General features: G+C 42.8%; 21 protein-coding genes and 1 tRNA gene. 9 read left to right on the forward strand and 13 right to left on the reverse strand.

The annotated features are described in order from the left end of the window. Positions 1 to 203: 203 nt before the first annotated feature. From HWQ40_RS07100 to prfC, 5 genes are all read right to left on the reverse strand, one after another. A complete protein-coding gene (locus HWQ40_RS07100; RefSeq protein ID WP_292776012.1) occupies positions 204 to 1118 on the reverse strand; it encodes an alpha/beta hydrolase in 915 nt (304 codons plus the stop codon). Between the two features lie 231 nt (positions 1119 to 1349). Then, positions 1350 to 1790: a SufE family protein gene (locus tag HWQ40_RS07105; protein WP_292776014.1), complete on the reverse strand. Its 441-nt coding sequence runs from the start codon at positions 1788 to 1790 to the stop codon at positions 1350 to 1352. A 469-nt stretch (positions 1791 to 2259) separates the two neighbouring features. Then, a complete protein-coding gene (locus tag HWQ40_RS07110) occupies positions 2260 to 2766 on the reverse strand; it encodes an RNA-binding protein (protein WP_292776016.1) in 507 nt (168 codons plus the stop codon). Between the two features lie 665 nt (positions 2767 to 3431). Next, on the reverse strand, positions 3432 to 5714 hold the full coding sequence (locus HWQ40_RS07115; RefSeq protein WP_292776018.1) for a M48 family metalloprotease: 2283 nt from the start codon (positions 5712 to 5714) through the stop codon (positions 3432 to 3434). Positions 5715 to 5897: 183 nt separating this feature from the next. Then, entirely contained in the window at positions 5898 to 7526 is a 1629-nt protein-coding gene (gene prfC, locus HWQ40_RS07120) for a peptide chain release factor 3 (RefSeq protein ID WP_292776020.1), read from the reverse strand. Between the two features lie 124 nt (positions 7527 to 7650). On the opposite strand from prfC, the gene HWQ40_RS07125 reads away from it, so the two are divergent. Both HWQ40_RS07125 and hemB read left to right on the forward strand, forming a co-directional pair. Next, on the forward strand, positions 7651 to 8010 hold the full coding sequence (locus HWQ40_RS07125) for a DUF4870 domain-containing protein (RefSeq protein ID WP_292776022.1): 360 nt from the start codon (positions 7651 to 7653) through the stop codon (positions 8008 to 8010). 410 nt (positions 8011 to 8420) lie between these two features. Further along, the gene (gene hemB, locus HWQ40_RS07130) at positions 8421 to 9401 is read left to right on the forward strand and encodes a porphobilinogen synthase (protein ID WP_292776025.1); all 981 of its coding nucleotides are present in this window, start codon (positions 8421 to 8423) and stop codon (positions 9399 to 9401) included. A 171-nt stretch (positions 9402 to 9572) separates the two neighbouring features. Here hemB and HWQ40_RS07135 read toward each other — a convergent pair whose 3' ends face one another. Both HWQ40_RS07135 and HWQ40_RS07140 read right to left on the reverse strand, forming a co-directional pair. Continuing rightward, positions 9573 to 9797, reverse strand: a complete 225-nt coding sequence (locus HWQ40_RS07135; RefSeq protein ID WP_292776027.1) for a type II toxin-antitoxin system HicA family toxin — start codon at positions 9795 to 9797, stop codon at positions 9573 to 9575. Further along, the gene (locus HWQ40_RS07140) at positions 9790 to 10017 is read right to left on the reverse strand and encodes a type II toxin-antitoxin system HicB family antitoxin (RefSeq protein WP_292776030.1); all 228 of its coding nucleotides are present in this window, start codon (positions 10015 to 10017) and stop codon (positions 9790 to 9792) included. Before HWQ40_RS07140 ends, HWQ40_RS07135 begins: the two co-directional genes overlap by 8 nt. Positions 10018 to 10060: 43 nt before the next feature. On the opposite strand from HWQ40_RS07140, the gene HWQ40_RS07145 reads away from it, so the two are divergent. From HWQ40_RS07145 to HWQ40_RS07170, 6 genes are all read left to right on the forward strand, one after another. Then, complete coding sequence (locus tag HWQ40_RS07145) at positions 10061 to 10237, forward strand: hypothetical protein (protein WP_292776033.1); 177 nt, start codon at positions 10061 to 10063, stop codon at positions 10235 to 10237. A 610-nt stretch (positions 10238 to 10847) separates the two neighbouring features. Continuing rightward, entirely contained in the window at positions 10848 to 11831 is a 984-nt protein-coding gene (locus tag HWQ40_RS07150; protein WP_292776035.1) for an alpha-ketoacid dehydrogenase subunit beta, read from the forward strand. A gap of 158 nt (positions 11832 to 11989) precedes the next feature. Further along, positions 11990 to 13408 (forward strand): protein translocase subunit SecD, encoded by a 1419-nt coding sequence (secD, locus tag HWQ40_RS07155; RefSeq protein WP_292776384.1) that lies wholly within the window; start codon positions 11990 to 11992, stop codon positions 13406 to 13408. Further along, complete coding sequence (gene secF, locus HWQ40_RS07160) at positions 13405 to 14382, forward strand: protein translocase subunit SecF (protein WP_292776037.1); 978 nt, start codon at positions 13405 to 13407, stop codon at positions 14380 to 14382. Before secD ends, secF begins: the two co-directional genes overlap by 4 nt. 72 nt (positions 14383 to 14454) lie before the next feature. Continuing rightward, positions 14455 to 14868, forward strand: a complete 414-nt coding sequence (locus HWQ40_RS07165; RefSeq protein WP_292776039.1) for a hypothetical protein — start codon at positions 14455 to 14457, stop codon at positions 14866 to 14868. Between the two features lie 178 nt (positions 14869 to 15046). Beyond that, positions 15047 to 15517, forward strand: a complete 471-nt coding sequence (locus HWQ40_RS07170) for a GNAT family N-acetyltransferase (protein WP_292776041.1) — start codon at positions 15047 to 15049, stop codon at positions 15515 to 15517. Here the strand turns inward: HWQ40_RS07170 and HWQ40_RS07175 are convergent. The 6 genes from HWQ40_RS07175 to HWQ40_RS07200 form a co-directional block, all read right to left on the reverse strand. Next, on the reverse strand, positions 15480 to 16421 hold the full coding sequence (locus HWQ40_RS07175; protein WP_292776043.1) for a HAMP domain-containing sensor histidine kinase: 942 nt from the start codon (positions 16419 to 16421) through the stop codon (positions 15480 to 15482). The two genes, HWQ40_RS07170 and HWQ40_RS07175, sit on opposite strands and share 38 nt — an antisense overlap. Before the next feature lie 97 nt (positions 16422 to 16518). Next, on the reverse strand, positions 16519 to 17127 hold the full coding sequence (locus HWQ40_RS07180; protein WP_292776045.1) for an L-threonylcarbamoyladenylate synthase: 609 nt from the start codon (positions 17125 to 17127) through the stop codon (positions 16519 to 16521). Positions 17128 to 17190: 63 nt separating this feature from the next. Continuing rightward, positions 17191 to 18081, reverse strand: a complete 891-nt coding sequence (prmC, locus tag HWQ40_RS07185; protein WP_292776048.1) for a peptide chain release factor N(5)-glutamine methyltransferase — start codon at positions 18079 to 18081, stop codon at positions 17191 to 17193. Positions 18082 to 18106: 25 nt separating this feature from the next. Continuing rightward, positions 18107 to 18925, reverse strand: a complete 819-nt coding sequence (locus HWQ40_RS07190) for a Tic22 family protein (protein WP_292776050.1) — start codon at positions 18923 to 18925, stop codon at positions 18107 to 18109. A 786-nt stretch (positions 18926 to 19711) separates the two neighbouring features. Next, positions 19712 to 19785, reverse strand: a tRNA-Pro gene (locus HWQ40_RS07195). Positions 19786 to 20084: 299 nt separating this feature from the next. Continuing rightward, the gene (locus HWQ40_RS07200) at positions 20085 to 20636 is read right to left on the reverse strand and encodes a GNAT family N-acetyltransferase (protein WP_289795344.1); all 552 of its coding nucleotides are present in this window, start codon (positions 20634 to 20636) and stop codon (positions 20085 to 20087) included. A gap of 487 nt (positions 20637 to 21123) precedes the next feature. Between HWQ40_RS07200 and HWQ40_RS07205 the strand changes: the two genes are divergently transcribed. Beyond that, the gene (locus HWQ40_RS07205; RefSeq protein ID WP_012410214.1) at positions 21124 to 21843 is read left to right on the forward strand and encodes a hypothetical protein; all 720 of its coding nucleotides are present in this window, start codon (positions 21124 to 21126) and stop codon (positions 21841 to 21843) included. Positions 21844 to 21918: the final 75 nt, after the last annotated feature.

Genomic DNA, 21918 nt, shown 5'->3' on the forward strand with positions numbered 1-21918 from the left:
TTTTACGCATCTGTAATAAGTAATAAATATTCATAAGTTGGCATAGCCTGGTGGAAATATTGCATATAAGCCGATTCATCCTGCGGGAAGTCGCAGGTTAGTACCTTGACAATGCCACAGAATTAGTGATAATCATTATCAAATAGAGAAAATTTAATCTCCCACCTTGGTGCAAAATGATCTTTGCGTCTTGGTGCGAGTATTTAATTTTCTGAAGAGAACAAAAAATCTTGAACTGCTTCTAAAACAACTGCTGGGTATTCTTCATGTAGTCCCAGAGAACCAGGAATTACAACGCTTCTCACTCCTGGTAAGGCTACCAAAGCGTTCATTTCTTCTCGTGATTTGGGGGGGCTAGATTCTCCAATTACTACCATCAGCGGTACGGTTAAAGACTGTACAAGTTCTAAAAAATCAGATTGTTCGCGTACAGCATCGAGATTACCAGTTACAAAGGCAGCAGATGCAAATCGCGCTCCTGGTTGTTGAGTTGTGTGCCACTTTTTCTCAATGAAACTGGGTGTAATTTTAGCCGCGTCAGTAAAGACATGACGGCGGTACATAAAACTTAAAAAAGATTGGGTAGTGTTGAGTTTGTAGAGAGCTTGACCAAGTATAGGCGATCGCACCAATTCTCTCACAATGCCAGCTATTTGCTGGCTTGCTCCCATTGTCGGTAAAGGCCCACGCCAAGTAGGGCCTAACAACATAATTTGTGAGAAAGCAGTAGGTTGTTTGACAGCTAATTGTAAAACGTAACTAGCAGCATGACCAGCCGCCACCACAGTAATTGGAGTATTAAAAATAGCTTTGACAAAATCTTCCAAAAATTGCTGATATATTTCTGGTCGGTAATTCAAACTAGGGCGAGAAGATTCACCAAATCCAGGCCAGTCTATGGCTACAACTTGAAAATGGGGAGCTAGTAACTTGGCAAGTTCGCCCATTTCCAAACGTGTCGAAACACTGCTGAAAGCTGGTATTAGCAATAGCGGTGAACCTTTACCGAGGGTTTCATAAACAACGCGCAATTGCTGATTTTCCCAGTTCCAGAGATATTCTTGAACTACTCCACCAAAGCCAATAGCACCAGAGGTAGATAATAGATTGGTTGACATTAGACTAAATTTATTATTAAGAGTGAGGAGTTAGGAGTTATATCATGTCCGGTTAAAGACTTATCATTAAGACCGCACAGGGGCAGAGGGGCAGAGGTGCAGAGGGGATGGGTTTTTGGGCTTTCTGCATAGAGAAAGGGAATTATAACTAATTAGCCGGACATGATATTAGGAGTTAGGAATTCAAAACTCATCACTCTTAACTTTTGAGATTTATCTGGACTTATCTGTTTAGCTAGGTAAATCTAACTTACATTCCAATGCTTTTTTTTGCATGGTTTTAAAAATGTTGTAAAATCCATTGGCACGGGAAGGTGTCAGGCTAACATTTAAACCTGTTTCTTGAATAAAATCTGGAGTAAGCTGGACAATCTCACTTGGCGTTAGTCCATGTAATCCTTCAACCAGAAGCCCGACTAATCCTTTGGTTAACTGGGAATCGGAATCGCCCTGAAATACAACTTTACCATCATCCAAGACTGCGGTGATATAAACTTGAGACACGCAACCAGGAACTTTATTTTCGGGTAATTTATCAGCTTCTGGGAACTCATTAAGCTTCTGAGCATACCAGATTAGCTGTTCGTAGCGTCGCTTCGGTTCAGAAGCGCGTTGAAAGCGCTGGACAATTTTAGCGAGTGCAGGTGGCAAAGAATCTAGAGTTGAGGACATAAACAGAAGCTGAAAACGATCGGTATCTCCTTGAGTGTAGATTATCTTTAGAGGGATGCCTACGGCGGGCTGCGCCTACGCGCCTCTGGTTCGCTTGGCATTATCAAGCTTGCCATTACTGACTATAATTTATCAAATCCAGCTAATTACTGCGATCGCATCCCCATCGTCCAGGTTTTTTAATGCCTCTAATCACAAAAACTTAATTTTATTCTAAGTAGGAAACATTATTACTTTGTAGTATATTCTCTGCGTGCCTCTGCGCTTACCTTTGCGTCCCTCTGCGTTTAAATTTCAACCCTCGATTCTCCACGATTCGACAACGTGATGCCTACGGCGGGCTGCGCTTACGCACTTACAAAATTAGCTGCAAGTAGATTTAACTAAGCAGCTAGATAATTATTAACAATTAAAAATTAAAAATCAAAAAAATTCTGATTTTTAATTTTTAATTTCTCTCCCTTAAGGATTAATTTGTAGTTTGTGCAGCTAGCATCTGCTTCAGCTTTTCTAATTCCGAAGCCCAACGAGGATCTGGACGAATAGCGTCTGAATCGGTGGTTGTAGTGCTGCTTTCACGAGAAGCTCCGCCACCGCCGCCACGACGAGGCTTCTTAGAGCTTTTCTCACGACGGCTACCTTCTCTGTTGGGGCTAGGAGTCGGGGTACTATTACTAGCAAGAGTAACTGGTTTAGGAGCTTGCTCGTCGCCCTCTTCACCCTTTGTCCGAGGTAATGCCTTCTCTAGCTTAATGGGAGTATCTTTGAACATCTGACCATTATACTTTTCAATAATTTCGTCAGCTTGTTCATCATTGTTGACTGTAAGAAAACCGAAACCACGGCATTTGCCAGTTTTGCGGTCTTTAATTAATTTAGTAGTTACAGCATCACCTTCTGCTGCAAAAACGGCTTGCAGATCTTGACGATCTATTTCATCTTTAGGCAAATTACCTATATATAGGCGAACAGACATGAACTATACCTCCAGAGTTGAATGAACATGGCAAGGCAAGAAAACAATCACTTAGCTTTAGCTTTTAAATAGATGCTATTGACCAAGACTGCCATAAACCAATTTTTTTGCTCGAAACTGTCAACCTATACAACAATACAGTTTTTCGTCGGGATCAAGCTTATTTAATCCAAAGGCCCACACTATGGTGAGCTAATAACACCTTAATTCTAAGAATTGTAAATTTAATAGCCTATTGCCTGCTAAAGTACACGCTTTCTTCTATGCCCTTATTCGCAGAATCAAATACCATTCCTTACATTACCACGGTATTTTCTACGTAGCTAGTTTAGCGCATACATTTCCGATATTACTATTACTGCATCGTAACATAAAACACATTTTTTTATTCAGGTGAGATATTTTGAAACAAAAACCAGCCACTGGCTGGTTGATTTACTGCTGTGTTGGGAGGATAAAAAGGTATAGAGCGGGGAAAAAGCACCTAAATCCACAACTAAGCGGTGATGCTGAGTTATGTCAGTTGCTCTTGTTTGTGTAAATAAATGTAACACTTGTTAAGGAAACCTGCAACTTTTGTTTACATTCCGATTTATCTTTTGATAATGCCCAATGCCCAATGCCCAATGTCCAATGCCCAATGCCTAATGCCCAATGCCCAATGACTAACCAGTGAGAAAGACGTATGCGCCCCAAGCCTGTGCTGCAACAGCCAAAAAAGTAGACCAAATAGGATGAGGGCTATGAATAGTTTTACCACTTTGAGTTTCTAGGGTTTGGATATCGATCCAAGGTGTTGCTCCTCGCCGGAACCAACCTGTGACGATAATTTGCCGCCCGATTAGATCCTGGTGATTGACTGACTGTCCTAGCCAAGAAATGTGATGTAATTTCACCAAACCCGCGCTGGATTGCAAGATTAAATCTTGCGCTAGGGTGTTACTAGTGCCTTGACGACCTAATAATTTACCCACAAGACGCACGCTGACGCTATCAATAGGTAAGGCAGAAGGGTCAGCTAACAGGTTGGGTAAGCTGTCGTCAGTTTGTATGGTGGCAGGTTTAATATCGGGGAAGAAAGAATTAATCCGCATCACAGTACCGATGCTAAAGCCAATCAGAAGGCAGCCTGTAATGAAAGACCAATCTTCATATATCCACTTTAGATTTAAAAACTTGAGTGTGAATGCTAATTGCCAGGTTAGCCAGACGAAAGCTGCAAACAGAACCCCTAGAGGAATTCCCAACCAGGGAGCGACTTGTAATAGAAAAGACTGACGCTTAACTTTTGATGGTTCGCTTGCAAAATGTAGTTCGGTGTCTAGATGCCAGTGACGGGCTATTTGGCAGAGGCGTTCGAGGCGATCGCCCATTAAAGGATGGCTATTATTAATCGTAAACCATCGGCGATAGGGATTGGCAATATCCCACTTCAAAAAGGATTCAAAAGATAGATTACTGGCAATAGTTCCCAAAGATAAACTCTGTTGGTAGCTGACTGGGGTCAAAAGATTTAAGCTTTCGAGTTGCCAACTGGTGTGTTCTTGTTTTTGGATGTCAGCGGCGATGCCAATGGCAATTTTGAGTAAAGCGCGAATCAGGGCATTGGGATTACCAGTAATTTCAGCGGCGACGCGATCGCTATAATAAAGCCGCAACCGCGACAACCACAATGCAGTTCCAGTCAGCAAACACCAAATTCCATAAATTAGACTCGCCAGAATTGTCACTGGCCAGCGCCAAATTTTCGCCGATATTTTGTCTCCCAACTCCGACACTTGCTGATATAGCTTATGAGTTGGTAGTGTCACCAGCAGCAACAAAGACATTACAGCAAAATCCCAATGAGCAATATGCCCTAGCTGCGTGGCGTAAATAATGGCGATTTCATCATCTGCTAACTGCTCTAATAGCCCCTGACTCACAACAATCCTGGCATTACGTGGTAAACTACCATAAGTGAGAATAATTGGTGCAGCCGTTGGTAAAATCCGCAGTTTGGGTAACGGCCAGTGCCGCTGTTGGCAACAACGTTGTAGCACCCGAACAGCTTCGCGGCTGTGGGTATTCAATACATCTTTCGGAAATTCTCGCTGACCATACAAGTTCGCAAGTAGCAGATCCAGCAACCAAGGTGATACTCCGATTAAAATCACCAATACTATTAGCAAGAGTTGAGTAGGGTCGTGGTATAAAAGCTGTATCGGCTCCAGATAAGGTAGTTTGACTAAAGTCTGGTTGATGAATCCCAATGCTAACTTAAGGATTTCTCGGATCACCCAAAACAGGGCGATGAATGTCCCGGCGGACAGTAGCCGCAAGGGAATTAATTTTGGTTTACGTAGTGGTTGCCATGCTCTGGCGCGTTGTGCTTGTCGCCAGTAAATAACACCGAATAATTTGGCTTGGGTACGGGTAACGGAACCCATGAAGCCGCTTAGGGGTGCAGCCGATGGTGGTAGCGGTGTCGCTAATGTAGCTTTGAGTCTAGCTAGTGGCACCATCGGCGGGATGTCGTCGCTTTTGGTTTCTATTACTTGATCGTTGTTCGGCTTTTCCTCTAATGTAGGAGTTTCCAGGGGAGTAACGGAGGTTGAATCTGGGGTTGAATCTGGGGTTGAGTTCTCAAAAGCAACAAATCCAGTTTCGACTTTTTTTGATTCTTGATCGGATTTTTTACGTTTTGTCAGATGTTCGAGAGCGCGTGTTGCCCACTCTTGAACTTGCGGATTGTTACTCTCAATGAGGTTCTGGGAAATAGCGATCGCTTTGGGAACTTCGCCAGTGCGAGCATAAGCCATCACTAAACCAACCTGGGCTTGTAAGCTAGCAGTCCCATTATTTTGGCTGCTAGCAATAGGTTCTAGTTGGGCGATCGCTGTTTGGTAATTTCCCTGCTTGAGGGCAACTAAACCAGCCTCCAAAGACGGTTTGGCATGTGAAGGCATACAAATTCTGGCACTCCAATCTCTTCTAAATGATCCACGTTTGTGCAAAAGCGCGAACCTCGGATGCCGTGGAAATCAACCGCGCTCAAGTTTTGTTTGTCAAGTGAACGATAAAGATTGAATAAAAGCGTCAGTCGTCAGAACTCAGCTGAGTCTTCTGTAGGACTAATTCAGAATTCTTCTTCACTCCTCCACTGGTTGTTGACTAGAAAATACTGGAGCGATCGCGCTTAATTTTAACTCTGGATGGTCGCCCAATAACTGTTGACAATTCCATTCATTACGGAATAGCAACACTGGCCGTCCCATACTGTCTTTAACTGTAGTGGTATTGAATATTCGTCCCACCTTTTCTAATGCTTCCCAACCACCCTCAACCCAACGGGCGACACTGTAGGGCAATAAATCTAATATGGTTTCTACACCATACTCATTTTGTAAGCGAAACTGCACCACCTCGAATTGCAACTGACCCACCGCCGCCAAAATTGGATCGCGCTTGGCTTCATCAGTTGAATACATAATTTGTACAGCACCTTCTTCTCGCAATTCCGCAACGCCTTTTTGGAATTGTTTAGACTTCGAGGGGTTGGGATTCCTCAAAGATGCAAACAGTTCCGGCGAAAAATACGGAATCCCCTCATATTCGAGCTTTTGTCCCGTGTAAATTGTATCCCCGATCGCAAAAACACCGGGATTATTCAAACCGATCACATCGCCAGGATAAGCCACATCAATCGATTCTCGCTCTTGAGCAAAAAGTTTTTGCGGGCGAGATAGACGGATAAGTTTACCAATGCGGGCGTGATTCACCATCATATCTTTTTCAAACTTACCAGTGCAAACCCGGATAAATGCGACGCGATCGCGGTGTTTCGGGTCCATATTCGCTTGCAGTTTGAAGACAAACCCCGAAAATTCCGGGTATGTAGGAGGAACTTCGCCAACACTGCTGACATGAGAACCGGGTTTGAGGGCATAGTCGAGGAAATACTTGAGGAATAACTCGACCCCGAAGTTAGTCATGGCGCTACCAAAGAACACAGGCGTCATTTTGCCTTCGTGTATCAACTGTAAATCTAGCTCTGGTCCAACTCCATCTAACAGTTCTAGATCGTTTTTCAGTTGGTAGTACAGGTTTTGTTCTAGCTGTTCTTCTATTCTCGGATCGCCTAACTCCACTATCGTATCAAAGGCTTCTCGGCTACCGTGGGCGCTGCGTTCAAATAGGTGTATTTGTTGCTTGTGTCGGTCAAAAACACCTTTAAAGCGATCGCCCATACCAATTGGCCAGTTTACCGCATAGGTTTGCAATCCCAATTCTTGCTCAATTTCATCCAACAGTTCCAGAGGTTCTCTTCCTGGGCGATCAAGCTTGTTGATAAATGTAAAAATCGGGATACCCCGCAACTTACACACTTCAAACAATTTGCGGGTTTGGGGTTCCAAACCTTTTGCCGCATCAATCAGCATCACGGCATTATCGGCGGCTGCGAGGGTGCGATACGTATCTTCACTGAAATCTTGGTGTCCGGGAGTGTCTAATAAATTGATTTGACAATTCCGGTATTCAAATTGCAACACAGTGGAGGTAATGGAAATACCCCGTTGTTGCTCCATCGCCATCCAGTCAGAAGTAGCCTTGCGCTGTGCCCGTCGTGCTTTGACTGCCCCAGCTTCGTGAATTGCACCCCCATACAGGAGTAGCTTTTCAGTTAGTGTAGTTTTACCTGCATCGGGGTGAGATATAATCGCAAAGTTGCGGCGAAGTTCAACTGCTTGAATAAGTTCAGACTGAAGTTCAGTAGACATAAATGTATTTGTTTGTTGGCTAGCTTAATTTTTTTTGACTCTGGTAAGTCTTTTAATCTTAAGACAACGATGCTCGTGATAGGGTCGTAGTATAACCAACAATCTGACTAAATAGGAGAAAGTAATGTACGACACAGACAAGCGAAAGCTTCTATCTGCCTTGTCTCATGGAGCAATTTTTTTCAGCACAACATTGGTATCTGTAGGCATACCTATCGCCATACTGCTTGTATCTGATGATCCTGTTGTTAAAGAAAACGCCAAAGAATCCATCAATTTCCACTTTAATGTCTGGTTTTATGGTGCAATTCTGGGAGCGCTGTTTTTTCTATTCGGCTGGTTAGTGTTACCTCTATTATTGCTGGGGCCACTAGCTGGTCTGGGATATCTATTACACTGGGGATTAACAATTTGGGCACTCATCGGAGTTTTCAACAATCCTGATATACCCTTCCGTTATCCCTATATTTTCCGAGTTTTTTAACACAAATTATCATTGGGCATGGGGCATTGGGCATTGTCAATTATTTGTTATCAATTACAAAATTTCATTAATTTGTAGCGAATTCTCTGCGTTGACCTCTGCGCCACTACCCTGCGGGAAGGCGAAGCGCCTATGCGTTTAAATTTCCACCCTCAATTCTCCAAGATTTTGCCAACAGATAGTCTTATCATTTTGAATTTTGAATTGCTTCATAATGTTGTTTTTTTTCCAGTCCGTCGGATAGGTACAACCAAGCTGTAGAATACAAAATTGCCCCACAACTTGATTAAGAGTAGGGCAAAGGACAGTTAAGCACTGTTTGTAGTCTGTCTGACGGCAGGAAAATTTTAGCCTGCTTTTGTGACGCTTTATTTTGTGTCCATCTGCGTTGTTTTTCTTCATAAAATTTTATGTTTCCTATACATCGCCCCCGTCGTCTGCGTACTCATCCTCAACTGCGCCGGATGGTTCGTGAAACTGTTTTAACAACAAGCGATTTTATTTACCCACTATTTGCTGTACCAGGTGAGGGAATCGCTAATGAGGTGAAATCGATGCCTGGAGTCTACCAACTTTCGGTAGATAAAATTGTTGAAGAAGCAAAAGAAGTTTACGACTTAGGAATTCCTTCTATTATTCTATTTGGGATTCCGGCTGATAAAGATGTGGATGCCACTGGCGCTTGGCATGATTGCGGTATCGTCCAAAAAGCAGCAACTGCGGTAAAAGCAGCAGTGCCAGATTTGATTGTAATTGCTGATACTTGTTTGTGTGAGTATACTAGCCACGGTCATTGTGGTTATCTGCAAGTTGGTGATTTAACAGGACGAGTTTTAAATGACCCAACTTTGGAATTGTTGAAGAAAACAGCAGTTTCTCAAGCGAAAGCTGGTGCGGATATCATCGCGCCTTCAGGAATGATGGATGGGTTTGTGCAGGCAATTCGTCAGGGTTTAGATGAAGCCGGATTTCAAGATACGCCGATTTTATCTTATGCTGCTAAGTATGCTTCGGGTTATTATGGCCCATTTCGGGATGCAGCAGACTCGACACCACAATTTGGGGACAGAAGAACTTACCAAATGGACCCAGGTAATGCCCGCGAAGCGATTAAAGAAATTGAATTAGATATCGCTGAAGGTGCTGATATGCTAATGGTTAAGCCAGCCTTAGCATACATGGATATTATTTGGCGGGTGAAGGAAGCGAGTAACTTACCAGTTGCGGCTTACAATGTTTCTGGTGAGTATGCGATGGTGAAAGCTGCGGCTCTCAATGGTTGGATTGATGAAGAGCGAGTGGTTTTAGAAACTTTAACTGGGTTTAAACGCGCTGGTGCAGATTTGATTTTGACTTATCATGCCAAAGATGCGGCGCGATGGTTAAAGTAGGCTTGGCTTATTGAATACTAATTTAGTGGGAAATCTCACACAGAGGCGTAAAGATGCAAAGTTGTGTTTTGGTGTCTGGGTGTGAGATTCTTTGTATTTTGGCTATTGCAATGCTTGCGGTTTTTGCTAGCCTACGCAAGCTCAATATAAGGCTAAAAAGACTTTTTCGGTTTAAGTAACTTCAAATAAAACACGAGGTAATCCTGACTGACGAATAATAGATCGCAAAGTACCGATGCGTAACTCTTCGTAATTAGGGACAGGAACAGTAATTGTTGAGTCTTCGGTTTGCATCTGCATAAGAATGTGGCTACCACGCTGGCGCACTTGTACAAAGCCGTTCTCTTCCAGAATGCGGCAGACTTCTTCAGCAGAAAGAACACGAAGTTTACCCAATATTTACCTCTAAGCGTGTAACAAAAATTTCTGTGTGCAGCCTTTGCTGAATTTCAGAAGGATCTGCTGTCTCAAAGAATAATTCTAATGCTTCAATTAGGTTATTCCGTGCTTCTTCAATTGTGTCACCTTGACTGGCGATATCGAGTTCGGGACAGAGGGATACATAGCCATCCCTTTCGCGCTCAATGATAGCAGTGAATTGTGTTGTTTGCTTCATTGTCTTTAGTACAGTAGGTCTATCAATCTTGATAGTAACTGCAATGCTTGCGGTTTTTGCTAGCCTACGCAACTTTGGACAGTATATCGTCAAAAACCTTTCGAGTGGGTGTTATGGGGATAGCGATCGCAAGCGTTACACAGTTAACATCAAAATATCAAAAAGAAGGTTGTCAATTATAGATTTTGTGATCAAAGTGATGCCGGAAGGTGAACTATAATTGCCAGATGAAATATGTTTACTAATTTTTTTGAATACATTCGATAACGATGCTAACTTTATACGACAGCGGGATTCCAGGAAGAATGTAGTATTGTCCAGGAGCAGCAAGAAGTACTGTTACATGATTGTGACACTACAGGTGGTTCTTCTGGTGGCCCAATTATTGGTTTATTTGGAGGTGAACCATATATTATGGTTCTGAACAATGCTGAAATTACAGACGCTGCTACAAATCGAGGGATAATCAACCTGGCGGTAAAAATCGATTTCTTGGATCGTTTATTTGCGAAAAATTAATTAAATTTTTTACTCTGGTGTGACTGGAGTAAGTTAGTATCTTTCAATCGGAATTTTTGAGTATATTTTACACATAGTTATACGTTTTATTACATAGATAAATCAGCCGCATTTGCTAGAGTGGGAGGCGATCGCTCATAAAACCTCTAAAATCTAAGTTAAATAGCTTTGATATAGTTATGGCAATCACTCGCTCTATGCTAGGGGCCGTTTATTTAAAAAACCTAAACTCTAACTAGTGCGATCGCTCACTGTATTTGCGACAGCAGCACGATAAAATTCTAAAACCATAATCGTACTAAAAGGTCTAAATGGCAGAAACACTATTCTTCAACGCCTTACGGGAAGCCATCGATGAAGAAATGGCGCGTGACTCCAGCGTATTCGTTCTCGGCGAAGATGTTGGACACTACGGCGGTTCCTATAAAGTTACCAAAGACCTGTACCAAAAATATGGCGAACTCCGCATTCTAGATACTCCCATTGCTGAAAATAGCTTTACTGGGATGGCTGTGGGAGCCGCAATGACTGGGTTGCGTCCGATCATTGAAGGCATGAATATGGGCTTTTTACTGCTTGCCTTTAACCAAATATCCAACAACGCTGGAATGCTGCGCTATACTTCTGGCGGTAACTTTAAAATTCCGATGGTAATTCGCGGCCCTGGTGGTGTAGGACGGCAGCTAGGGGCAGAACATTCCCAGCGACTAGAAACCTACTTCCAAGCTGTGCCGGGGTTGAAGATTGTTGCCTGCTCCACACCAAGAAACGCTAAAGGACTGCTGAAATCCGCTATCCGCGATGATAATCCAGTGTTGTTCTTTGAACACGTTTTACTTTACAACTTGAAAGAAGATTTACCCGAAGAAGAATACCTGCTCCCTTTAGATAAAGCAGAAATTGTGCGTCCAGGGAAAGACGTAACAATTATTACTTACTCGCGGATGCGCCATCATGTAGTGCAAGCCGTAAAAACTCTTGAAAAACAAGGATACGATCCAGAAGTTATCGATTTAATATCCCTCAAACCATTAGATTTTGATACCATTGGTGCATCAATACGTAAAACCCATAAAGTCATTGTTGTGGAAGAATCGATGCGAACTGCGGGTATTGGAGCAGAAGTCATCGCCTCAATAAACGATCGCTTATTCGATGAATTGGATGCGCCAGTACTACGACTTTCTTCCCAAGATATTCCTACACCTTACAACGGCAATCTGGAACGACTAACAATCATCCAACCAGAGCAAATAGTAGAAGCTGTGGAAAAAATGGTAGCGTTGCGAGTCTAAAAGTTAGGAGTGAGGAGTTAGGAGTAAGGAGTTAATAATTTACTGAATTTACAACTCATAACTCATAACTCCCAACTCATAACTCATAACTCATAACTCCCAACTCATAACTCCTCAAAAGAACGCTATTATAGCGTTTGTCAGTTGCGAGTTATGGTATGCAAAGACAGCGATCGCTATTAATTTTGATTTTAGTCCTGATAATCGCCGCTATTACGGTGATTGCCACAATTCCGATACCCCTTGGGCTGGACTTGCGCGGAGGTTCACAGCTCACAATTCAGGTGAAACCATCAGCGGAAATTCCCAAAATCACCGACCGAGAATTGGAAGGTGTGAAGAAAGTTGTCGAAGGTCGGATTAATGGTCTGGGTGTTTCTGAGCCAGTAATCCAAACAGTCAGTTCAGATAAAATCTTGGTGCAACTACCAGGAGTCAACGATCCAGAGCAAGCTGAACGGGTGCTAGGGGGTACGGCGCAGTTAGAATTTCGTACCCAAAAGCCGAATACAGAAACTCAACTACTTGCTTTTCAAGCATCAAGAGCCGAATTGAAATTCAAGCAAGAAGAGTTAAGAAAGAGTACCGACAAAGCGACAATTGTCAAGAATCAAGAAGATTTACAGAAAAATAATCAAGCGATCGCAGAATTGTTTGAAAGCACCAATCCACCGCTCATTGGCAAATACCTCAAGGATGCCTATGGTGAACCCACTCAAGGTAACAACTGGAATGTTGCCATTCGCTTCGACGAAAAGGGTGGTGAACTGTTTGCCAATTTGACGAAAAATCTCGCCGGTACTGGGCGTAGCATTGGTGTTTTTCTAGACAATGAAGTTATTAGCGCTCCTACCGTGGGTATAGAATTTGCCGCCACTGGCATTACTGGTGGCTCTGCTGTGATTACAGGACGGTTTACCGCCCAACAAGCCAATGACTTAGGCGTGCAACTACGAGGTGGGGCATTACCCGTACCAGTAGAAATAGTTGAAAACCGTACCGTTGGGGCAAGTTTAGGTAAAGATAGTATTCAACGCAGTATTTACGCTGGTATTGGCGGATTGCTGTTAGTATTAATTTTCATGTTAGTTTACTACCGACTACCAGGGTTAATTGCCGACTTTTCTTTGATTATCTATGCGCTATTGACCTATGCCACCTTCGCTTTGCTAGGCATTACATTAACTCTCCCCGGTATTGCTGGGTTTATCCTCAGTATCGGCATGGCAGTTGATGCTAACGTATTGATTTTTGAACGCACCCGTGAAGAACTACGTGCTGGTAAAACTTTATATCGTTCTGTAGAGTCAGGATTCTACCGAGCTTGGTCCAGCATTTTAGATAGTCATGTCACATCATTAATTTCTTGTGCAGCACTGTTTTGGTTAGGAGCAGGTTTAGTTAAAGGCTTTGCTTTGACATTGGCGCTAGGGTTAGGGGTGAATTTGTTTACTGCCATTACTTGTAGTCGCACATTGCTGTTCCTAACATTGGGATTTCCCAACTTGCGTAAGCCAGAGTTGTTTTGTCCCAATCTCTCAACGTCAATTAAGTCTGGTGCGGAGGTACAGTCATGAAATTTAGTGTCATCAAACGTCGGAGACTTTGGTGGACAATTTCTGCCACCCTGATGATCGTAAGCATCGTGGCGATGGTGATTTCTTGGCAACAACTAGGCGCACCACTACGTCCCAGTTTAGATTTTGTTGGTGGTACGCGACTACAATTTGAACGCGATTGTACACAAGCAAACAGCTGTACTCAACCGATTGAAATTTCTGATGTTAGGGAAGTAGTTGACGCTCAGAAGCTAAATAATAGTAGCATCCAAGTTGTTGGTCAAAAACAACAGGGAATATCCATTCGCACAAAGACATTAAATGTCGAGCAACGCACCCAATTGCAAACAGCTTTGAGTGAAAAAATTGGAGTCTTTAACCCGAAAGTAACTCAAATTGACACTGTTGGCCCAACACTTGGTCGTCAACTATTTTCTCAAGGGTTATTAGCTCTGGTTGTCTCCTTTGCTGGGATCGTTATTTATTTAAGTGTGCGGTTCCAGGTGGACTATGCCGTAATCGCAATTCTTGCCTTGTTCCATGATGTTTTGATTACGCTGGGTGTTTTCTCCATCTTAGGATTAGTAGTAGGTATTGAAGTTGATAGCCTTTTCGTCGTTGCTATTTTGACTATTACTGGTTTCTCGGTGACAGATACCGTGGTCATTTATGATCGCATTCGGGAAATACTGAATCAACATCCTAACGATCGCATTGACAAAGTTGTTGATGATGCAACCAATCAAACTTTAACGCGATCGATTAATACCACGTTAACCGTTTTGCTAACATTATTTTCCCTATTCCTATTTGGCGGCGAAACCCTGAGAAACTTCGCCCTGGCCTTAATTATTGGATTTACAATGGGTGCATATTCAAGTATTTTCGTCGCCAGTACTCTCCTAGTTTGGTGGCGAGAGCGCAGGGGTGAATCCCAGGTGGTAGAAAGTGCTGAGTCGATTGATACATCTCCCAGTTCTCAGGATAGTTAAACTTGTGTATATTTCACAATTGGGTGAAAGCATTTTGAATTGCTCACCCACGCCTTGCAATCTTATTTCCCTATGGATCAACCGGAAGAACCATTAAATACTGTCCCAGACTTTGAGAAATCTGACCCCTCGTTTGCTCAACAAGTAGAAAGGCTACATCAGCTAACAGTATATGGTCGGTGGCTGTTTGTAGGCTGTTTATGGCTGACCATTGGGCCTGTCTCCTTGTGGGGTCTACGTGCAGAAATTGCTCTGTGGCAACAATATTTTACCTGGGTGGCAGTGAAATTTGGATTGTTCTACCATCCACTGTCTACCTTCGGTCTCGCCTTTTGTCTGGGGATGACTGCTGCTGTTTTAGTTTGGCAAAGTCGAAATATTCTACTCGGACTGCCACCGCAGGAAAAACAACGTTTAGAAAAACAAGTTTATCGGATACGTCAACAGGGAGCAACTCATCCTCTATGGAAGTGGGTTTGTCATTAAATTTTCTTTCTCTACACCTACAGCAATTTATAGCAAAATATGACTTAACCATACTAGACATCTGCTGAAAAAGAATTTAGAGACGCAGCAGTGCTACGTCTCTACAAGATTTCTGGATCATGCATATTTAATTCATCAAATGTCTGCTCAAAGATACTGCCAAAAGTGGATGCCATACATGAACGATCTTCAGATTAAATTTAGCGATCGCAAGTCTGAAATTGACCTTTATCAACTCCAAGAACTGTTAAACGTTTCCGCTTTCTGGGCAAAGGGACGCAGTATTGAGGATTTAAGTATAGCCATTGCCAATAGTGAGCCAGTGATTTCCGTCTGGAATAGCGATCGACTCATTGGCTTTGCAAGAGCAACATCTGATGGCATCTATCGCGCCACAATTTGGGATGTTGTGATTCATCCAGAGTATCAACATAGTGGGTTGGGAAGCAATTTAGTAGAAACTGTTTTGAGACATCCCCGCATGAGGTCGGTTGAGCGTGTTTACCTGATGACTACTCACCAGCAGGGTTTCTACGAAAAGATTGGTTTTCAAACCAACAGCACCACTACGATGGTGCTACACAATCAAGCTAACCATGCTTTCGTTTCTGCTACAGAAGTTCAGCTTCAAGAATCACTAGGGGGATAGAGATTTGTAGTCTAATAAGCTGCTGGAGTGGTTCCTTCACAATGGTCGAGGGTAGTATTTCTAACTTTCCTCCCATAACTTCCAGCAGAGTCTGATTGATTAATAGTCTCATTCCTGGGGAAAGAGTAGTCTTCTTTTGGTCAATCTGGGTCAACCGATCTTCAAATTTGAGCAAATCAATCGGCTCGCTCCAGGATATAGCATGGGTTGGTAAATCCAGCCAAATATTTACAAAATTGTTTGTAGATAGGGTGCTACTGGAAATACAAATGCTGCCTTCCTCCATCTGAGTAATGGCAGTGTCTATTAAACTTATCAATACTTGGCGGAGCCAGAGGTGATCTGTCAAAATATAAATTTCTGAGTCGGCGGGTAATAATTGTAAGGGAAAATTGCGATTTGCCGCCAGCATATAAGTTAAGTCATGAACCTCATCTAAAATTTGGGCTAAGGGTCTGGGCTGAATATCTAATTTATTGGTGCCGTGTTCAGTTCTAGCAACGTTGAGAATTTCATCCATTAGCTTCAGCAGTTTCAGTGTTCGCTCATGAGCTTGGGCAATAAATTCTCGCTCTTCAGCTGGATTTTCACACAAATCTGACAAAATTAATTGATGTAAGCCAATCAAACCATTAAAAGGCGATCGCAATTCATGAGTAGTCCGCGCCAAAAAACCAGCTTTAAACTGGCTCATTTCCCTTGCCATCAGGTATGCCAGCTGGGTTTGCTGTAGCTGTTGCGATATTGGTGGCATATCCTGTTGATCTAATGGCGCTACTGGGGATGAGCTAGATGAAACATTAGGCGATGCCTGCGGCGGGCGTAGCCATCGCCCAAATAACTGACGGAAAACCATACCTAGTGCTATTCCTACTCCTAGATATATCCAGTTGCTCCAATTCATATCTGGCAATTATTAATTTGCTAATTGACTACAACAGCGCAAACTAAAGTTTCAGATTTCTCTGTTGTTAAAAACACGAAAACAACATTATAGCTACCTATACTTGGTTATCACTCGAAATATCTAACTTGATTGCACCTTGCCGCAATATCTGCCAATTTATCCCTGTCCATTTAGCAACGGTGGAAGGTATACCTATCCCTAGTATTTCACCCTGATATTCTGTCGTTGCTAAAGTCAGAACCTGGGGAAACTGAGTCTCAATTTCTGCCATTGTTTGCAAAGGCGGCTGACCAGAAAAATTGGCGCTAGTGGTGGCAAGAGGGCCTGTTTGCGCCAAAATAGTTTGAGCGATCGCACTGTTTGGTACTCGAATCCCAATTGTTGTTGGATCGATGGGATTCATAACTTTTGGTAAGCGTTCACTCGCTGGCAAAACTAGCGTCAGCCCTCCTGGCCAATATTTATCTGCTACTTCTTGCCAAACTTTATACTCATTCTCACTACCTTTGACATACGACCACAAATCTTCAGCACTAGCCGCCATCAAAATCAAAGGTTTGTCTTGACTACGTTGCTTCGCTGCAAAAATTAATGCTGCTTTTTCTGGTATTGCTGCAAGTGCCGGAACTGTATCAGTGGGAAAGCTCACCAAAAGACCAGCGTGTGCGCCAGCTATTAGATTTGTTAGAGAAACTTGGGTCATGTTTACAAAGTTAGGAGTTAGAAGTTAGGAGTGAGGAATTTCATAACTCATCACTCATCACCCCTAACTTTTGTAGGCCAGGGCAAAGCGTTCAATTCCAGCTAAATCAGAATGAATTTGAATCTTACAATAGCTACCTTGATTTTGTAAAAGTTCTCGCACTGCATCCGCCTGTCCTGTCATCATCTCAATCAGCCACACCCCACCCGATCGCAAATAACTAGGGGAGATTTCGATCAAATGGCGAATGCTATCTAAGCCATCAGCGCCACCATCCAAAGCTAGATGTGGTTCGTGGTTAACGACTTCTGGTTGCAAAGTAGGTAAGGTGCTGGTGGGTATGTAAGGAGGGTTCGACACCATACCACAGAACTGACCTTTTAAGAATGTCAGTGGCTCCCACCAGGAACCTTGATAAAATTGAATCCGGTCAGCAAGACCCAAATTATCAGCGTTGGATCGAGCGATCGCCAGAGCTTCTAAACTGTAATCAACTGCATGAATAGTTGCTTTTGGCAAGACATCTGCTAATCCCAGTGCGATCGCACCACTCCCAGTACCCAAATCTGCCCAGTGTCCTGAAGGATTGCTAGCAGATGCTTCAGCTAAATCGATTAAACACTCTGTCTCTGGTCTAGGAATCAAAACCGCACTCGACACCGCAATTTTAAACTGACGCCAAGGTGTAACTCCCGCAATATACTGCACTGGTAAGCGGTCATTTAATCGCCTCTGCCACAACTGTTCTAACTCTTCTAGCGGCAATTGCAGTTGAATTTGCGGCCAGTTTTTAAAAGACTCCAAACGCAGTGCCAAGCGGTCTAATCCAGCAACTTCGAGGAGCAGCCAATCTACCTCAATTGATGGGACATCAGTGGCGCCTGCTGCTTCGAGAGCTGCATTCCGCCACTGCCAAAGTTGTAAACCAGAGACTATCAGATGTTTCTCCCCCATACCTCAACCTTGGAGCGCATATCCGTTATTTTTTCGGAGCGGGGGCAGCAGCTGGCTTGGCAGCGGGTGATTGATTTGGCGCCAGGGAGCGAATAAAATTGATCGACTCCCGTGATGGATACAGAACAATTTTATTGATACTAGGATCGCTGCTGCTATTGAGAGCTTCCATAACACCGTACAAATCCACCACCTGAATTTCAGTATTGGCTGCTTCCTTTGGCACGGCTTTTTTGAATTCCTCTAACAGAGCCACTGCTTGTTCTTTCTCAAAAAAGAAAGGGATGTATCGTTCATTACCTTTGGCAAGGGGAATAGTCAGATAGCTATTATCTTTCTTAAATTTCGGTACAAATAAGGGAATACCATTGAATTGCTCTACCTTTTTACCATTTTGATTGAGCATACTTGTTGCCGAGGCTACTTGCTGTTGCGTCGGGACTAAAGTATAAATCACAGAATCTGATTTCTTTTTGCTTTCTTGGACTATTTTATAGTAGTCTGCCAAGGACAAAGGTCTAACCTGTAGGGTGCCTGCCAATTGGGGATTTTCTTTTTTGAGCCGATTGTCAAGGAATTTTTGAGCATCTTGCTTGCTAATAAAAAATCCCACTTGTGAGACCGGCTTGGATGCGTTGTTTCTCGAAAGAACTACGAATTCGCCTTTAGGATTGGTGAGCGTGAATACAGGTACTTCTTGGAGCTTTTTCACGACCTGATCTTGTGGCAAGGCGATCGCCTCTAGATTGCCCATTCCTGGTATATTGCCTATTCCTGAAAGCCCTGTTAAAAATACACTACCAGCTATACCCAATGTTGCGCCTAAGCGAATAAATGATTTCATGACTGCTCCTCGCATCAATAGTCCAATTAAATTAAACAAATGGTTGGATTTGCACAGCACCAACTAGCTTTAGTTATATAGCAATTCATTTTAGTTGTGAAAAATTCATTGTGCGCGTTGAAGTTGAGTGTTAAGCATCAACGGTCAAAATCCAATGTTTCCTAACTATTTAGAGTTGCTGTAGTATCATTTTCACAAATTGGCTGTGCTAACGTTGTGTTTTTCTGGGTTTCGCTTCGCTATTGACCGCGAAATGCCGTAGATGCTTATTATATGTCTTCTCAAACAGCAAAAAGTCTCTCCATCTCTCCAACCTTGGAGATGATAGATGCCATTTTATCGGCTTTTTCTAAAATTAGTTGACGCTATTAGTTAATCAATCGTTCCATCTGTGATTGCTTTAATATCTTCTCAAATCTATACAAAGCTCAGTGTTAAACCAATTCGCAATTCGCAATTCGCAATGACGCTCTCTTCGAGACGCTAAAAGCGTAGCTTGCTTCTCTGTAAGAGTACGCGGACTCGCTACCGCTACGCTAACGCAATTACGTTTTGTGACGGGGATTTAGCTTAGGCATCAAAACGTGCTGCCCTTCTTAGGCAGGGGACTTAAACCCCCAAAGTTTGTTAAAAATCACCTTACTACATTAATGACGAAATTTGCCTGTTAGGTTTCAACACCAGAACAGCCTAATTGGTCTTCTCCGTAAAAATATCCAATTAAATTGCAGATGTTAGTAAATAAAACCTAGCTAACTGCCCTAACTGTTAACTATATTAATTGAATCGGGATGACAGGATTTGAACCTGCGGCATCCTGCTCCCAAAGCAGGCGCGCTACCAAGCTGCGCTACATCCCGTTAAGCTTATCCACTTTTTGGGTTTGGTTTTAGTTTCCCATCAAAGCGATCGCGCTTTCACAAAAGCGTTAAGCCAATCATATCACATAACACCGCTCATGCCTAATATATTTATATCTTCTGCAAATACTAGCTAGATTAGATATTTACACTGATAAAGGTTTGTCTGCCGACTTAGTTTTACAAGATATATTACTTGTTTGTTCGTCGGCTAAACCTTGTCAAACCAAATTAAATAATAGATTTGTACTACTATACCTGATTTTATTGCGCGAATCGGGTTTTATTTGGATTGAGCATTAATGAGGATACCAGAACATGCCTTTGATGCCTTCTGGATCAGCCATAAACCCCATAGTTCGGTAGAAATCTACAACATGGGGGTCAGCGAAGAGAGTGACATTACTAATTTCTTCACTCCTAAGTTTTTTGAGAACATATTTCATCAGCGCCTTGCCCAGTCCTTGACTTTGAAAGTCTGGGTGAACCACTACATCCCAGATAGTGGCATTAAACGCGTGATCTGAGGTAGCACGGGCAAAACCAATGAGCCGCTTTTGGTTTCCTCTCACTTGCCACATTGAGGCAACGAGAAAACTATGCTCAATAGCTTTTTTTACTTTTCTTAGAGGACGACGCGACCAACCAACTGCATCACAGAGTTCTTCTAGCTCATATAGGTCAATATCTCGTTCCGTGCTGAAGACGATCCGAGCCTCCTTTGAAGCAGCTTCGCTAATACTACTGGGGCTGGAGTTGCCCGCAGTTTCCGCGGTATGCTCTTCAAAGAGATTTGTCCTACTTGTCCCTACAGATTCAGGAGTACTAAACCAAGTTTTCCAAAAACCCATGCCAACGCGGTTCGGGTAGTATAACTGAATTGGTTTCCACTCTCAGGAGTGTTGATTCACTTTTAACATCGCTACTCCATTTACTACCCTTTACACTCAAAATTTTTCGGTTGTTTTCGGGATTTGCAATGGTAACAGCCAGTTAGATGCGTGTTTCACACCAATCATTTTCAACTTTAGCATTTTGTTGTAAAGGCTAGGAGAAATTCACCAAAAGGGTAAGGATATAAACAATTAAAAATTAAAAATTAAAAATTCATAATGGAAAAATCTAATCCTGGCAATTGCTCGTATAGAGCTTAAATGCACGTTAGCTTAGGAGTGAATTGTATACACAGGATTGGGCATTGGGCATTGAGAATAGGACATTGGATATCGAGAACACTCTTCTCTTGTCCCCCTTATCCCCCCAGTCCCCAACACCCAACACCCAACACCCAACACCCAGCCCCCAGATGACGAAAGCAAGCGAGTTTTACCCTTAACAATGGCTTCTGGTTTAAAATCTTCGACACTGGAACTCCTAAAGCGCTTTAACCGAGCGTTTCCCCAGTTTTATGAGCAATTCGTCAGTAGTGAAATTCAACTGCAAAATTTGCGGCTAGCCTACCGTCTCTATAAAACTAGACGCGCTGTTATTGAGCTGAAACCGGAAGGTAGCAAAAGTGCCCTGCATTTTGCTTACCGCAACCAGTCTTTTCTCCTCAGCGATATTTTTGGTGTACTAGCAGCTTATGGGTTGACTATCCACGGTTTAAGTCTATACGGTCAAATCCGTCCGCCAATGTTAGTTTTTATCAAACTGTTGGTATCTCGTGGTAGTAAAGCCTTGACCGAGAAAACCGCAGAAAATGTCTGTCGCGCCATTCGCGAGGCTTTAGGAGGTCGGTTTGAGGTAGAAGAGATGCTGGCAGTAGAATTTAATCTTGACACTGGCTTAGAGCAGGTACAAACTGAGTTCTATGTCGATCCGGTCTTTCATCTCCCTGCTCTAGTGATTGAAGCTGATAATCAACCAGGATTATTCTACAAAGTGATGTACGCTATCTGGCAGGAAGACCTTTTGGTAGTCAATGCCAATTTACTGGTTTGGCGCGGACGTACACGGCTAATTCTCTACTTGTTAGGGCCCAATGAAAGTCTCATTCCTGAATATCTGGGTCACAAAATTGCTGAAGGAGTGCGACAGAGGTTGCTGGGTAAATAAAAAAAGTGAGAAGTTATGAGTTATGAGTTATGAGTTAAAAATTCCTCACTCCTAACTTCTAACTCTTTCCACTTT

This window comes from Nostoc sp. NMS9 (genome assembly GCF_017114995.1).
Lineage (GTDB): Bacteria > Cyanobacteriota > Cyanobacteriia > Cyanobacteriales > Nostocaceae > Nostoc.